The following is a 14,570-nucleotide window of genomic DNA, read 5'->3' as shown; positions in this document are numbered from 1 at the left end:
AAAGAGGAAGAGATGGCGAAATCGTACTATAGCATCGTGCTTGATCATTCCGCCGAAGCGGTCTGGGCGGTCATACGTCCCTTCGATCATTATGCCTGGGCCGGCGTCGAAAGCCAGACCGTCATCGAGGCCGGCAAGGCTGGCGATCAGGTCGCGGCCATCCGCCGCGTCGCTGTGGGCGAGAAGATCATCCGACAGATTCTGCTCGCCCATTCCGACATCGACCGCTCCTACACCTACGCACTCTGCGATCCGTCGCCCCTTCCCTTGCGTAACTACATCGCGACAATCCGCGTCGCGCCGATTGTCGAGACAGGGAAAGCCTTCGTCGAATGGTGGGCGACATTCGACTGCGCCGTCGAGGAGTACGATCGTTGGACGAAGTATTTCGAGCAAGAAGGCTTCGCCCGATGGCTGGCCGCGCTGCGCCAATTCATGGCGACTCAAAGGCGATAGAGCCGGCGACGCGCGATTTAACCATACGCGAGACAACGGACGATAGCGCTGATTCTCTGAGATCGAATTAACTCAATTGCAACGTGAAAAATATAATTCTTTCCGTGCTCCGGTAAACAGAAATCAAAGCAAGGAAATGAATTTTTTCCACGAGGATATGAGAATGATCGGATCCATCAGGAAGCTCGTCGCCAATGAATCAGGCGCCACCGCCATTGAATACGCTCTTATCGCATCGCTGATCGCCGTGGCGATCATCGTTTCGCTCACCGCCCTGGGCACTCAGCTCAATTCGACCTTCAACGAAGTCTCGGGCAATCTGAAATAAATGCAGCCACGAAAGGCGCGCGGGCTCCAAACCCGCGCGCCTTTTATTTTCCGCCAGCCGTTCAGCGCATCACGATCGCGTGATGATTGGGCGAACCCAGGCGCTCGCGCAAGACGCGGCCTGCACGGGCGGCGCGGCGACGGTCACAAGCCGCGATAAGCGCGCGCCTCAAACTTTCATCTGCGCGCCGAGTTCGACCACGCGGTCCGAGGGAATGTGAAAGAAGTCGGGGGCGCTCGCGGCCTGTTTGGTCATCGCGATGAAGAGTTTGTCCTGCCATTGCGGCATGCCCGATGTCGAGGACGCTTTCAACGTGCGCCGGCCGACGAAGAACGACGTCGTCATGATGTCGAACTTCAGGCCCGATTTGCGCATGACGGCGAGCGCGTTGGGAATGCGCGGCGATTCCATATAGCCAAAATGCAGCGTCACCTGGATGAAATCGGGCGACAATATCTTGACCTCGAAGCGCGCCTTGGCGGGAATGCGCGGCGACGTTTCGGTGCGCACGCACATCATCACCACCCGCTCATGCAGAACCTTGTTGTGCTTGAGGTTGTGCATGAAGGAGGAAGGCGCCGATTGCGGGTCGTTGGTCAGGAAGATCGCGGTTCCGGGCACGCGCACCGGTTTGGATTTGGCGAGCATTTTGATGAGATCGACCATCGGGATGGAATCGCGATGCGTCTTGGCGCTGAGGATCGCGCTGCCGCGCATCCAGGTCCACATCAGCGTGAACATGGTGCCGCCGAGTAGCAATGGCACCCAGCCGCCGTCGAGCACTTTGTAGAGATTGGCGACGAGGAAACTGACGTCGACCGACAAGAAGACGCTGACCAGCGCCAGCGCTCCCCATAGAGGCCAACGCCACAGACGCCAGACGACGAAGAAAGCGAGCGCCGTCGTGGCGACCATCGTGCCGGAAACCGCGATGCCATAGGCGTTGGCCAAGGCGTCCGACGAGCGGAACATCAGCACCAGCGCGAGAACGCCAAACAGCAGCACGCGATTGACGCGCGGGATGAACAATTGCCCCTCCAGCGTATCGGAGGTGTGGACGATTTCGAGGCGCGGCAGCAGGCCGAGCTGGATCGCCTGGCGCGCCAGCGAAAAAGCGCCGGTGATCACCGCCTGGCTGGCGATGACGGTGGCGATGGTCGAAAGCAGGATCAGCGGCAGCAGCGCCCAGGTCGGCGCCATGAGATAGTAGGGATTCTCGGCGGCGCTGGAATCGGCGATGATATGGGCGCCCTGGCCAAGATAATTGAGGATGAGGGCGGGCAGCACCAGGCATATCCAGGCGGCCTGAATCGGCGCGCGGCCGAAATGGCCCATATCGGCGTAAAGCGCCTCGCCGCCGGTGACCGCCAGGAAAACGCTGCCGAGCACGACAAAGCCGATCGCGCCGTGGCTATAGAGAAAAAAGACGCCGTGGATCGGGTTGAGCGCGCGAAGAATGTTCCAGGCCTCGCCGATATGGGTCGCGCCCAGCGCCGCGATGGTGAAAAAGAACACCACCATGATCGGCCCAAAGAACGCGGCCATCCCCGCTGTCCCCCGGCTCTGGACCATGAACAGCAGAATCAGGATGAGAATCGTCGCGGGCAGGACGAAGGGGGCGAGATTGGGCGAAATCTGTTTCAACCCCTCAAGCGCCGAAAGCACTGAAATGGCGGGGGTGATGACCGCGTCGCCCGAAAACAGAGCGGAGCCGGCGACGCCGAGGAAGAAGATCAGCATGGTGCGTTTGCCGAGCGCGCTTTGCGCCAGCGCCATCAGCGAGAGGATGCCGCCTTCGCCCTTATTGTCCGCCTTCATCAGGAACAGGACATATTTGGCCGTGACCGTGACGATCAGCGCCCAGACGATCAAGGAGACGACGCCCACGACCTCGCCCGGCGTCAGGCCGCCGCCGTCCTTGACATGGGACAGACAGGCCTGCAGCGCATAGAGCGGGCTGGTGCCGATATCGCCGAACACGACGCCGACCGAACCCAAGGCCAGCAGCCAGAAATTGCCCGCGCCATGAGCGGCGGCGGCGTCATGGCCGTTGGCCGCGGGCGCGTGAGCGCCAGGCAACGCATCTTGCATTTACACGATCTCTAAATCAGGGGGTCTGTCGCCGGAATGCGATCCGGTCTCGCTCGGGCGGCTCTATACAGGGTTGCGCTTGGCGCTGGAAGGGGGCGCGGCGAGAGGCCCCATAGGGACAATTCACCGTCGCTGGCAGACCTATCCCGGCCACCTGCGTCGCGCGCTGGCTTTGAGGGCGGGCCGCGGCGCCCTTGCCGCCGTCGCCCGTTCCTGACAAGCAAGCCCGCCATGCCGCACGCGCCCTTGCCGATCGACGCCGTTCTTCCACGGCTCTGCGCCGAACTCGCGCGAAAAAACCGCGCCGTTCTGGTCGCGCCGCCGGGGGCCGGCAAGACGACGCGGGTTCCCCTCGCCTTGCTGGCCGAGCCCTTCGCCAGCGCCGGGCGCATCCTGCTGCTGGAGCCGCGCCGCCTCGCCGCCCGCGCCGCGGCGGCGCGCATGGCGGCGACGCTGGGCGAGGAAGTCGGCGAGACGATCGGCCTGCGCGTGCGGATGGAGGCCAAGGTCTCGGCCCGGACCCGCATCGAAGTCATCACCGAGGGCGTGTTCACGCGGATGATTCTCGACGATCCAGCGCTGGAGGGGGTCTGCGCGGTGCTGTTCGATGAATTCCATGAGCGCTCGCTCGACGCCGATCTTGGCCTGGCGCTGGCGCTCGATGCGCAGGCGGCCCTGCGTGAGGATATGCGCCTGCTCCTGATGTCGGCGACGCTCGATGGCGCGCGCGTCGCGGCGCTGATGGGCGACGCGCCGTTGGTCGAAAGCGAAGGCCGCGCCTATCCCGTCGAGACGCGTTATGTCGGGCGGACGCCAAACGCGCGCATCGAGGACGAAGTCGCGAAGGTCACGCTGGAAGCTCTGGCCGCCGAACGCGGCTCGATCCTCGTCTTCCTGCCCGGCCAGGGCGAGATCACACGCACGGCGGCGCTGCTTGAGGCGCGCGTCAAAGACCCTTCGATCGACATAGCGCCGCTCTATGGCGCGATGGACCGGGCGGCGCAGGACCGGGCGGTGCTGCCGGCCCGACCCGGCCGGCGCAAGGTGGCGCTGGCGACCTCGATCGCCGAGACTTCGCTGACGATCGAAGGCGTGCGCATTGTCGTCGACAGCGGCCTGGCGCGCGTGCCGCGCTATGAGCCCGATATCGGCGTGACGCGGCTGGAGACGCAAAGGGTCTCGAAGGCCGGCGCCGACCAGCGGCGCGGCCGCGCCGGGCGCACGGAGCCGGGAATCTGCTACCGGCTCTGGGAGGCGGGCGCCAATGGGGCGTTGGCGCCTTTCGCCAAGCCCGAAATTCTGTCCGCCGATCTCTCGGGCTTCCTGCTCGATCTGGCCGCCTGGGGCGTCAGCGACCCTTCGAGGCTGGCGTTTCTCGACGCGCCGCCCGCGCCGGCGCTGAGTGAGGGCCGCGCGCTGCTGAGGGCGATCGGCGCGCTCGACGAGGCCGGACGCATTACGGAAGAGGGCAAGGCGATCGCCAAACTCGCTTTGCCGCCGCGTCTGGCGCGCATGGTCCTGTCGGCGGCCGTGCAGGGCCATGCGGATCTCGCCAGCCGCATCGCGATCATGCTGACCGAGCGTGGGCTCGGCGGCGACAGCGTCGATCTGACCGCGCGGCTCGATCGCTTCGCACAGGATCGCTCGCCGCGCGCCGAAGACGCGCGACGTCTCGCCAAGCGCCTCGCGCAGCAGGCGCGGGCATTGGCCGGAGCGCCTGCGGACAAGAGCGCCGGCGACGTCGGGCCGCTGCTCGCCTTCGCTTTTCCCGATCGCATCGCCAAGGCGCGCGGCAAACGCGGCGAGTTCCTGATGGCCAACGGCCGCGCCGGCGCCGTCGAGCCGCACGATAGCTTGAGCGGCGCGTCTTATCTCGCCGTCGGTGAGATCGTCGGCCGCGCCGCCGCCGCGCGCATCCTGCTGGCCGCTCCTTTATCGCTGGAGGAGATCGAGGCTGTCGCGGGCGCATCGATCGAAACGCTTGAGGAGGTTGTCTTTGATCGCGCCTCGGCCGCGCTGCGCGCGCGCCGCCGCCGGCGGCTGGGGGCGATCACGCTGACCGAACAGAACCTGCCCGTTCCCGCTGACGAAGCGAGCGCCGCCGCGCTGGCGGCCGGCCTGCTCGGGCTCGGCGTCGCGCGCCTGCCCTGGAGCAAGAGTTTGCGGCAATGGCGCGACCGGATCCTGTTCCTGCGCCGGGCGGGCGATGCCGCATGGCCCGATCTTGGCGACGAAGCGCTGGCGGCGAGCGCGGACTGGCTGACGCCTTATCTCGTCGGCAAGACGAGTCTCGCCGATTTTTCCGCAGAGGAATTTGGCGAGGCGTTGCGCGCGCTGCTGCCCTATGCGCTGGCCCGCCGCCTCGACGCCGAGGCGCCGACGCATTTCACCGCGCCAACCGGCTCGGCGATCCCCGTCGATTATGAGGCGGAGGGCGGCCCGGCGATCGCGCTCAGGGTGCAGGAATTGTTCGGCCTCGCCGCCCATCCGGCGCTGGCGGGGGGCCGCGTCCCGCTGACGCTGCATCTCTTGTCGCCCGCCCACCGGCCGATCCAGATCACGCGCGACCTGCCCGGCTTCTGGCGCGGCTCGTGGGCCGCCGTCCGCGCCGATTTGCGCGGCCGCTATCCCCGCCATTCCTGGCCGGAAGACCCCGCCGCCGCCGCGCCGACAGCAAGGGCGAAGCCGAGAGGGACGTGACGTGTGACGACCAGCCGCCAAAAGCAATAGATTGACGAGCGGCCCGGCGACGGCGATTCTCTCGCCCGCGCGCAACAGAACCCCGGGACATCCGCCATGCAGTCAGGACAGGCCAGCCGCACGGCGCTCGGCGCGGCGGGACATCGGGCCGCGCATCAGGTGCTGGAGCAGGGGCGCATCTTCGCCGATCCGCTCGCGCTGCGCATTCTGGGCGCGGACGCTGAAGAAGCCCTCGCCGAGGCCGAGCGGGAGCCGGCCAGGCGCGGTCTGCGGCTATTCATCGCGGTGCGCACGCGTTTCGCCGAGGACGCTCTGGCCGCGGCGATCGCGCGGGGCGCGAGCCAGCTCGTGGTGCTTGGCGCAGGGCTCGACACTTATGCCTATCGCGCCGATCCGGGCGGCCGCCTGCGCGTCTTCGAAGTCGACCATCCCGCGACCCAGGCCTGGAAACGCGAGCGGCTCGCCAGTGCGGGAATCGCGGTTCCCGATGCGCTCACCTTCGCGCCGGTCGATTTCGAGCGCGAGGGCCTGGCGGAGGGCCTTGCCGCCGCCGGCTTCGACCCAGCGCGGCGCAGCTTCTTCACCTGGCTCGGCGTCACGCCCTATCTGACGGAACAGGCGGTCTTTGCGACGCTCGGCTTCATCGCCGGCCTGCCCGGCGGCGGCGAGGTCGTGTTCGACTATGTCAATCCGCCTGATACGATCGAGCAGCCGGAGCGGCGCGCCTTCCACGAAGCTTTGGCCGCGCGGGTCGCCGCCGCCGGCGAGGCGTTCAGGAGTTCTTTCGACACACAGGCGCTCGGCGCCAGGCTGAAGACTCTCGGATTTCGCGAAATCGAGGACCTCGGCGCGGTCGAGATCGCGGCGCGTTACTTTCCGGGCCACGCCAGCCCAGCCTCGGGCGGCGGCCCTCACATCCTGCGCGCGGCGGTCCGCTGAGGCGGCGGCCTACCGCATATTGCCGGTATGCCCCAGCGAATAGCGGCCGGGCTGCGGCCAGACGGTCAGGCCATGCGGCATGCCGCCGACGGGGATCGTCTTGACCGAGCCGTCGGTCGTGTTGATCGCATAGACCGCGCCGTCATAGCGCGCCGAGAGCCAGAGAGTCTGTCCGTCGGCGCTGACATTGCCCATGTCCGGGCTGCCGCCATCGGGGATCGGCCAATTGGCGACGACTTCACGGCTCTTGAAATCGATCACCGAAATGCTGCCCGGGCCGCGCTTGATTCCGGCCAGATTATGGGTGCCGCGATTGGACACATAGAGGCGCTTGCCGTCGCGGCTCGGATAGAGCCCGTGCGTGCCGACGCCAGTCGGGATGAAGGCGATCTCCTTAAAAGTCTCGCCGTTGACGACGACGACCCCGTCGCCGATCATATCGGCGACGAAGAACACCGAGCCGTCGGGCGAAATCCGGATGTCCTGCGGCATATGGCCGGGCGCCAATTGCAGCGTGCCGATCAGCTCGTGCTTGACCATGTCGATCTTGACGAGCGCATTGTTGAATTCGCAGGTGAAGATCGCGTAGGAGCCGTCGATCGCGAAATCGGCATGGTTGATGCCCGCGCATTGCGGCGCGTTGATATAGCCCTGCAGATCCATCGTGTGGGAATCGCGGAATTCGAGCCGGCGCATCGCCTCGGCCACCACGATCGCCGAGCGCCCGTCGGGCGTGAAATACATATTATAGGCGTCGTCGACCTTGACCGGCGTTCCCGGCTTGCCGGTTTTCGGATCGATCGGCACGAGCGAGCCATGCGCGCCCGGGCCGCTGACGTCGCCCGTCACCCACAAGGTCTGCAAATCCCAGGAGGGAACAATATGCTGCGGGCTGGCGCCGGCGGCGAAATGATCGACGACGGTGAAGGTCTGGGGGTCGATAACGTCGACCTTGCCGGTGATCAGATTGGGCGAATAGATGCGCGGCAGAGCGTCGGCGACCGCCGGACTGAAATGATTGGCGCCGACTTCCGAATAGACATTGGTCGGGTCGACGACCGGCGGCATGGTCGAAGCATTCGAGGGCGCAATGAGAAAGCGCTCGGGCGGCCCGAGTTCGAGCGACGCCTTGCGGATGAAATCTTCAGGGCCCTGATCGCCCTCGACGAAGCGCCGGCAGAGCGCGGCGCATTGGTCGGCGCTGATGCAATAGGTCGACACAGGCAGCGATTGCGCGCTCCCCACCAAAGAATCCGACCCGGCGGCCGCGCAAAGAGCGAGGACCAGGAAACCCAAGAAACGAGACAACATCCCCACAGCCATTCGATGATTCGCCGGCGACCGGCCTTATCCGAGACTCGAATCGACAATGACGCAGGGTCGATGACTGGGCGATGAACAATTGAGGCTAATTTGCCGTAAAATGACGGCCAAACGATGTGCTTTGGTCCTGGGGGGCGTCGGCCAAAGCGAACGCCGCCGCCCCACCCCTGGCCCCTCCCCGTAAGAACGGGGAGGGGAAATGCGCGCGCCTCCCCTCCCCGCGTTTGCGGGGAGGGGCCGGGGGTGGGGATGGAGGAAGCCCGACGCAGATCGCTGAGCGCCCCGCTAATCCAGCGTTTCGCGATAGAACCGCACCGCGATCGTCACCACGATCAGCGCAAAAAGCGCGATCGGCCAAAGCTCGGGGGCGATCTCGTGCCAGCCGTTGCCTTTCAGCAACATGCCGCGCACGATGCGCATCGCATGGGTGGTGGGGAAGACTTCGCCCGCCCATTGCGCCCATAGCGGCATGCCGCGGAAGGGAAACATGAAGCCCGACAGCAGGAAAGACGGCATCAGCGTGAATTGCGCCAATTGCGTCGCCTGCATCTGATTGGCTGAAATGGTCGAGAAAAGCACGCCTAGCGCCAGATTGGCGCCGATGAACAGGCCGAGCGCGAACAGCAACAGCGGGATCGAGCCGCGAATCGGCAAGTGGAAAAACAAAGCCGAGGCGATCAGAATCAGCGCCACCTGCACATAGCCGATGACAATATAGGGCGAGATTTTCGCGACCATCACTTCCAGCGGGCGCACCGGCATGGCGAGCAGGTTTTCCATCGTGCCGCGCTCGCGCTCCTTGGTGATCGACAGCGTCGTCACGAACAAAGTGGAAAATGTGAGGACGATGCAGATCAGGCCCGGCACGATATTGAGCACGGTCAATTGCTCGGGATTGTAGCGGGCGTGAACGACGAACTGGAACGCCGGCGTCTGAGGTTCGCTCTGCCGGATGGCGGGCAGGTCGCGCTGCAGATCGGCGCCGAGCGAGGCGAGCGCCGCCGTGGCGTTGCCGATCGCCGAGGGGTCGGTGGCGTCGGCGTCGACGAGAATGGAAGGCGATTCGCCGCGATCGACGGCGCGATCGAAGCCGGGCGGGATGGCGATGACGAACAACAGATCACCGGCCGCGAGGCCTTCTTCCGCTTCGGCTTCGCTGGCCAGCGGAACGATGTTGTAATAGCCGGAATTCTTCAGCGCGGCGACGATGGTGCGCTCGTATTTCGAATGATCGCTCGACAACAGGCCGGTCGGCAGGTTTTTCGGATCCGAATTGATGGCGTAGCCGAACAGGAACAATTGCATGATCGGAATGGCGATGATGATGCGCAGCGTCATCGCATCGCGCCGCACCTGTATCCATTCCTTGCGCAGCAGCGCGAAGAACCGGCGCCAGGAATAGCCTTTCATGGCTCGCCTCCTTTTGCACTGAGCATATGGATGAAAACATCCTCCAGCCGCGGCGGGACTTCCTCCCATTTGAGATCGCCGTCGATGGAATGGATGGCGGTCTGCAACGCCGCGCGGTCGGTTCCCGCCACATGCAGCGAACGCCCGAACACGGCGGCCGCCTCGACGCCTTGCAAATGGCGCAAGGCGCGCGCGGCGTCGTCGATTCCCTCGCCGCTCGCTTCGAATGTGATGAGGCCGGACTGACTGGACACTTCGTCGGCGCTGCCTTGGACGACGATGCGACCATTGGCGAGATAGACGATGCGTTTGCAACGCTCCGCTTCATCCATGTAATGGGTCGAAACCAGGACGGTCAGCCCTTCGCCCGCCATGTCATGGATCAGGTCCCAGAATTGGCGGCGCGCCAGAGCGTCGACGCCGGCCGTCGGCTCGTCGAGCAGCAGCAATTTGGGCTGATGCAGCACGCAGGCGGCGAGCGCCAGGCGCTGCTTCCAGCCGCCGGAAAGCTGGCCGGCCAATTGATCGCGCCGGTCGGCCAGGCCCATGCGGACCATAATGTCCTGAACCGCCTTGGCGCGGTCCTTCATTTCATAGACGCTGGCGACGAAATCGAGATTTTCGAAGACGGTGAGGTCCTCGTAGAAGCTGAATTTCTGCGTCATATAGCCGACGTGCTGGCGGATCAGCGGCGCTTGCCTGATGATGTCGAGGCCGATGCATTCGCCGGCGCCGCCGTCGGGGATGAGCAGGCCGCACAACATGCGGATCGTCGTCGTCTTGCCGCTGCCATTGGCGCCGAGAAAGCCGCAGATTTCGCCTTTGGCGACTTGCAGCGTCAGCCCCTCGACGACTTTGCGCGCGCCAAAGCTTTTGCGCAGGTCGCGAACGTCAATGACATAATCACTCATCGCCGCGGCATCACTCATCGCCGTGGCGCCTGGATTTTCGGACGCACCGACACCGGTTGGCCCGGGTTCAGCAGCGGCGCCTGATCCGGCTTTGGCCGCGCCTCGGCCTGGAACACGAATTTGCCGCGCGTCGATTCGCTGTAGATGACGGGCGGGGTATATTCGGCCTGCGGCGCGATGAACGAGACGGTCGCCGTCAGGTCCGGCGGACAGCCGTCGCAGAGTATCGCGACCTGGTCCCCCTGATGAATGCTGGAGAGCGCCGGCTCGGGCACGAAGAAGCGCACGAAAATATTTTCCGGCGGCAAGATCGAGACGACAGGCGCGCCGGCGGCGAGCGTTTCGCCCGGCAGCGCCAGCACGTCGGCGATCGCGCCGCTGACCGGCGAGGCGACATGGCGCTGGTCGAGCCGCCAGCGCGCCATGACGAGGGCCGCTTGCGCCGCTTCGACGGCCGAATTCTGAGCCTTGATCTCGCCCTCGCGTCCCATCGGCGCCTGCAATTGGGCGAGCGCGGCTTCCAGCGCCCGTACTTTGGCGTTGCCCGAACGCAGATCGGCCGTCTCCTGGTCGACAAGCTGCGCCGCGGCGGCGCCGGTCTTGAGCAGGGATTGATTGCGCGCGAGGTCGGTCTGGGTCTTGTCGCGCGCCGCTTCGGCGTCCGCGAGATTGGCTTGCGCCTGCTGGATTTCGGTCGGCTTGCCGCCGTTCTGAAGATTGGCGAGTTGATCCTCGGCCTGCGCCAGTTGGCGCGCGATCTGATCGACGGCGGCGCGGTCGTCCGCGTCATCCTGATCGAACAAAGGCGCGCCTTTGGCGATCCTGTCGCCGCGCGCGACGTGAACCTGCGTAATCAGGCCTTGCTGCGTCGGCCCGGGCTTGATGAAATCCGCCTCGGCATAACCCTGCCACTCGACAGGCTGGACGGCTTGCGGCCGCAGGACGAACCACCAGCCGGCAAAGGCGGCGGCGCAGACGGCGATGAGGAGGAGGAGGCGCCGATCCACGAGCTTGACCTATTGCAACGAAACGAGAGTGTTGCATTATCATAATCGCCAACAGGCGGCAAGCAAGGTATTGCGAAGCGTGACCAATTCGCTCGAAACCGGCCAGTTCAGACGCGGCCCCGGCGGCCGGCCGAACCGCGAGGAGGCCGAACGGCGCCATCGCGAGCTGCTGGAGACGACCAAGCGCCTGCTGCTGGAGCGCGGCTGGGAAGCGACGTCGATCGACGAAATCTCGCGCCAGTCGGGCGTCGCCAAGCGTTTTCTCTATGCGCGCTATCCCGACAAGGAGGCTTTGTTCATCGCCGCGGTCGCGCAATTTCGCGACGAGCAGATCGGCGCGCTGGGGGGGGGGCTTGACGCGCCCCCCGAGGACGTCGAGGAGGGCCTGCTCGCGCTCGCCGCGCAATTGTTCGACCTGGCGATGCGCGACGAGACGCTCGCCATCATTCGGCTGTTCCTGGCCGAAGCGCCGCGCCTGCGCGATTTCGCCCGGCTTTTCGCCGAAAGCTTCCCCCGCCGCGGCCTCACCGGGATCGCGCGGTTTCTGGCAATCTATGCCGAGCGCGGCGTCTTGCGCTTCGAGGATCCGCAATTCGCCGCCGAGCATTTCGCCATGCTCGTCATCGGCGTCCCCCAGCGCCTGGCGATGCTCGGCCACCGCGACCCACCGGAGCAGGAGGCGCGGCGATTGCGCGCGGCGGTGCGGCTGTTTCTGGAGGGGAGCAGGGCGACGCGGGAGGCGGGGGCGGCGGATGCTTGAAGGAAGCAAGGGGCCTTCCCTCAAGGGGGGAGCCTTTCGCAGAAGCGCCCGCTTGTGGTGCTCGGTTTATTGGACTAAACTCACGAGACTTAGTCCATTTTGAGAACGTCCCATGGAAACCTTCAACATCCACCACGCCAAGACGCATCTTTCGCGGCTGGTGGAGAGGGCCGCCAAGGGCGAAGCGTTCGTGATCGCCAAGGCGGGCAAGCCCCTCGTCAAGGTCGTGCCCTTGGAGGCGCCCGCTCCGCGCGCAATCCAACCGATTGGATTCATGAAGGGACGCATCCGAATACCCGACGATTTTGACCGTATGGGCGAGGACGCCATCGAACGCCTGTTCGATGGCGTCGGATGAAATTACTTCTTGATACCCATCTTCTTCTTTGGGCGGCCGCGGATTCGGAGCGTCTCTCGGCCGCCGCCCGGCGCCTGATCGCCGACACCGACAACGAAAGATTCTTCAGCGCCGCGAGCCTGTGGGAACTCGCGATCAAGCGCGCGCTTGGCCGTGAAGACTTTCAGGTCGATGTATCGGACCTGCACGACGGTCTGCTCAACAATTCATACAGCGAACTGCCTGTGCGGAGTGCGCACGCCATCTGTGTGATGAGCCTGCCAGCCATCCACAAAGACCCATTCGATCGCATCCTTGTCGCGCAAGCGATGGTCGAAGGCATGACGCTCCTCACCGCCGACCCGCTGGTGGCTCAATATTTGGGGCCTGTTCGGAAGATGTAGGCGGGGCGAGGAGGCCGAGCGGCGCCATCGCGAGCTGCTGGAGACGACCAAGCGCCTGCTGCTGGAGCGCGGCTGGGAGGCGACGTCGATCGACGAAATCTCGCGCCAGTCCGGCGTCGCCAAACGTTTTCTCTATGCGCGCTATCCCGACAAGGACGCGCTGTTTTTCGCCGCGGTCGCGCAGTTTCGCGACGAGCAGATCGGCGCGCTTGGCGCCCTTGGCGCGCCGCCCGACGATGTCGAAGAGAGCCTCCTCGCGCTCGCGACGCAAATGTTCGACCTGGCGATGCGCGAGGAGACGCTCGCCATCATCCGCCTGTTCCTCGCCGAGGCGCCGCGCATGCGCGACTTCGCCAAGCATTTCGCCGAAACCTTTCCCCGCCGCGGCCTCAACGGCATTGCGCGCTTTCTGTCGGTCTACGTCGAACGCGGCGCGCTGCGCTTCGAGGATGAGCAATTCGCCGCCGAGCAATTCGCCATGCTCGTCATCGGCGTGCCGCAGCGTTTGGCGATGCTCGGCTATCGCGACACGCCCGAGCAGGAGGCGCGCCGGCTGCGCGCGGCGGTGCGGCTGTTTTTGGATGGGAGCCGGGCGAGGGGAGAGACGGGGGCGCCGGGTGTTTGAAGGGCGCCGCAACTCCTTCCCCCTTCGGGGGAAGGTGTCATGCGAAGCATGACGGATGAGGGGAGTCGCGCGCAGCGCGACGGCTTTGTACCTTGCCTAAGTCCACGCCGCGCGCAAACCTCACGCCATGGCCGCCGAAATCCCACGCTCCGTCCTGCGTCGCTTCGCGCGCGAACAGCGCGCCAACGCCGTGCAAACCGAGGCGATCATCTGGCGCGCGGTCCGCGACCGGCGCTGCGAGGGCGCGAAATTCCACAGACAAGCGCCGATAGGAAATTTCATCGTCGGCTTTTTTTGTTTCGCGCAGCGGCTCATCGTCGAGATTGACGGCCCAAGCCATGAAATCGCGGAGCAACAAACCAAAGATCGCGAGCGAGACGCTTGGCTCTGCGGACAGGGATATCGAATCTTGCGCTTACCCAATGAACTGGTCATCGCCTCGACCGAACTCGCGGTCGCGCGCATTCGCGCGGCGTTGCGCGGATAGGTTCGAAGCCATCGCGCTGCGCGCACCCCTGCCCCCTTGGGGGAAGGTGGCCTCGCGAAGCGAGGGCGCGGACGAATGCTTCGCATTCGCCTTGGAATGAGGGGAGTCGCGCAAAGCGCGACGGCTTTGAACCTATCGGTTGAGCACGCCACAAGAAGCAAAGCGGCACGCCTTACCGTGACGAGTGGCTCATTCGGTAAGCGCAGCGTTCAACGCGACGCAGCAAGCCGTCGCGCTGCGCGCGACCCCCCCTCATTCGTCATGCTTCGCATGACACCTTCCCCCAAGGGGGGAAGGGGGAGCCCTTCGCGGCATTGTGGAGGATGCGGCGCGGGGCGGCCCTTCTATGCTAATATTCCTCCATGCCGGCGGCCCAACCCCAACAGCTCCGTCTCCGCCTGATCCACGACGGCGCGCCGCCGGGCGCGGCGGGCGAGCCGCTGCGCTTCGGCCTGCAGGATTCGAAAGGCGAGGTTCATTCCGGCGCGGCGCAGCCGGACGGGACGCTGCATTTCGATTGTGTATTGACGATCAAACTCGGCGGCGGCGCGAGCGCGCCTGTGTTCGCCGGCCCCTTCGCTCATGGGCCGCCGGCGGCCCGCTTTCTCTATCTGAGCTGGAAGCGCGAGGGAAAGCGCGACGCACCCTGGGCCTGGCGGATCAAGATTCCTCTCGCGGGCATCGGCTGGGCGGAAATCCGGGCGGCCGACAAAGCGGGCGGGCGGCTTGAGGCGAGTGTCATTGGTCGGCGGCCGCATGCGACGGAGGCGGTGGGGTGGCGGGTGCGGTGAG

The 14,570-nt window shown here is 65.5% G+C and carries 15 protein-coding genes; 10 read left to right on the top strand and 5 right to left on the bottom strand.

Annotation, left to right across the window (positions count from 1 at the left end; translation table 11 throughout):
* Positions 1 to 12: 12 nt before the first annotated feature.
* Together GSQ90_RS01470 and GSQ90_RS01465 are read left to right on the top strand one after the other, a co-directional pair.
* The gene (locus GSQ90_RS01470; RefSeq protein ID WP_158812703.1) at positions 13 to 456 is read left to right on the top strand and encodes an SRPBCC family protein; all 444 of its coding nucleotides are present in this window, start codon (positions 13 to 15) and stop codon (positions 454 to 456) included.
* Positions 457 to 619: 163 nt separating this feature from the next.
* On the top strand, positions 620 to 784 hold the full coding sequence (locus GSQ90_RS01465; protein ID WP_210254796.1) for a Flp family type IVb pilin: 165 nt from the start codon (positions 620 to 622) through the stop codon (positions 782 to 784).
* A gap of 168 nt (positions 785 to 952) precedes the next feature.
* Here GSQ90_RS01465 and GSQ90_RS01460 read toward each other — a convergent pair whose 3' ends face one another.
* Positions 953 to 2,875 carry a potassium transporter Kup gene (locus GSQ90_RS01460; protein ID WP_158812702.1) on the bottom strand — a complete coding sequence of 641 codons (1,923 nt, stop codon included), beginning with the start codon at positions 2,873 to 2,875 and terminating at the stop codon, positions 953 to 955.
* 231 nt (positions 2,876 to 3,106) lie between these two features.
* Between GSQ90_RS01460 and hrpB the strand changes: the two genes are divergently transcribed.
* Both hrpB and GSQ90_RS01450 read left to right on the top strand, forming a co-directional pair.
* Complete coding sequence (hrpB, locus tag GSQ90_RS01455) at positions 3,107 to 5,575, top strand: ATP-dependent helicase HrpB (RefSeq protein WP_158812701.1); 2,469 nt, start codon at positions 3,107 to 3,109, stop codon at positions 5,573 to 5,575.
* 96 nt (positions 5,576 to 5,671) lie between these two features.
* Positions 5,672 to 6,514 (top strand): SAM-dependent methyltransferase, encoded by an 843-nt coding sequence (locus tag GSQ90_RS01450; protein ID WP_158812700.1) that lies wholly within the window; start codon positions 5,672 to 5,674, stop codon positions 6,512 to 6,514.
* 9 nt (positions 6,515 to 6,523) lie between these two features.
* On the opposite strand, the gene GSQ90_RS01445 is transcribed toward GSQ90_RS01450, so the two are convergent.
* The 4 genes from GSQ90_RS01445 to GSQ90_RS01430 form a co-directional block, all read right to left on the bottom strand.
* Positions 6,524 to 7,825 carry a YncE family protein gene (locus GSQ90_RS01445; RefSeq protein ID WP_210254795.1) on the bottom strand — a complete coding sequence of 434 codons (1,302 nt, stop codon included), beginning with the start codon at positions 7,823 to 7,825 and terminating at the stop codon, positions 6,524 to 6,526.
* Positions 7,826 to 8,122: 297 nt separating this feature from the next.
* Positions 8,123 to 9,247 (bottom strand): ABC transporter permease, encoded by a 1,125-nt coding sequence (locus GSQ90_RS01440; RefSeq protein ID WP_158812699.1) that lies wholly within the window; start codon positions 9,245 to 9,247, stop codon positions 8,123 to 8,125.
* Positions 9,244 to 10,176 (bottom strand): ABC transporter ATP-binding protein, encoded by a 933-nt coding sequence (locus tag GSQ90_RS01435; protein WP_158812698.1) that lies wholly within the window; start codon positions 10,174 to 10,176, stop codon positions 9,244 to 9,246. The genes GSQ90_RS01440 and GSQ90_RS01435 overlap by 4 nt, the downstream gene beginning before the upstream one ends.
* Positions 10,173 to 11,165 (bottom strand): HlyD family secretion protein, encoded by a 993-nt coding sequence (locus tag GSQ90_RS01430; protein ID WP_158812697.1) that lies wholly within the window; start codon positions 11,163 to 11,165, stop codon positions 10,173 to 10,175. The genes GSQ90_RS01435 and GSQ90_RS01430 overlap by 4 nt, the downstream gene beginning before the upstream one ends.
* Positions 11,166 to 11,193: 28 nt before the next feature.
* On the opposite strand from GSQ90_RS01430, the gene GSQ90_RS01425 reads away from it, so the two are divergent.
* The 6 genes from GSQ90_RS01425 to GSQ90_RS01395 all read left to right on the top strand — a co-directional run bounded on the left by GSQ90_RS01425 (position 11,194) and on the right by GSQ90_RS01395 (position 14,569).
* A complete protein-coding gene (locus tag GSQ90_RS01425) occupies positions 11,194 to 11,925 on the top strand; it encodes a TetR/AcrR family transcriptional regulator (RefSeq protein WP_210254794.1) in 732 nt (243 codons plus the stop codon).
* 112 nt (positions 11,926 to 12,037) lie between these two features.
* On the top strand, positions 12,038 to 12,283 hold the full coding sequence (locus GSQ90_RS01420) for a type II toxin-antitoxin system Phd/YefM family antitoxin (RefSeq protein ID WP_158812695.1): 246 nt from the start codon (positions 12,038 to 12,040) through the stop codon (positions 12,281 to 12,283).
* Positions 12,280 to 12,666 carry a type II toxin-antitoxin system VapC family toxin gene (locus GSQ90_RS01415; protein WP_158812694.1) on the top strand — a complete coding sequence of 129 codons (387 nt, stop codon included), beginning with the start codon at positions 12,280 to 12,282 and terminating at the stop codon, positions 12,664 to 12,666. Before GSQ90_RS01420 ends, GSQ90_RS01415 begins: the two co-directional genes overlap by 4 nt.
* On the top strand, positions 12,641 to 13,291 hold the full coding sequence (locus tag GSQ90_RS01405; protein ID WP_371418321.1) for a TetR/AcrR family transcriptional regulator: 651 nt from the start codon (positions 12,641 to 12,643) through the stop codon (positions 13,289 to 13,291). The genes GSQ90_RS01415 and GSQ90_RS01405 overlap by 26 nt, the downstream gene beginning before the upstream one ends.
* Positions 13,292 to 13,418: 127 nt before the next feature.
* Positions 13,419 to 13,778, top strand: coding sequence for an endonuclease domain-containing protein (locus GSQ90_RS01400; protein WP_158812692.1), 360 nt, complete (start codon positions 13,419 to 13,421; stop codon positions 13,776 to 13,778).
* Positions 13,779 to 14,140: 362 nt separating this feature from the next.
* Positions 14,141 to 14,569, top strand: a complete 429-nt coding sequence (locus tag GSQ90_RS01395; protein ID WP_158812691.1) for a DUF5990 family protein — start codon at positions 14,141 to 14,143, stop codon at positions 14,567 to 14,569.
* Position 14,570 lies beyond the last annotated feature (1 nt).

The sequence above is a fragment of the Methylocapsa sp. S129 genome, from assembly GCF_009765995.1.
GTDB lineage: Bacteria > Pseudomonadota > Alphaproteobacteria > Rhizobiales > Beijerinckiaceae > Roseiarcus.
Note: the sequence above shows the minus strand (reverse complement) of the source record. Positions and strands in the feature narration are given on the sequence as shown.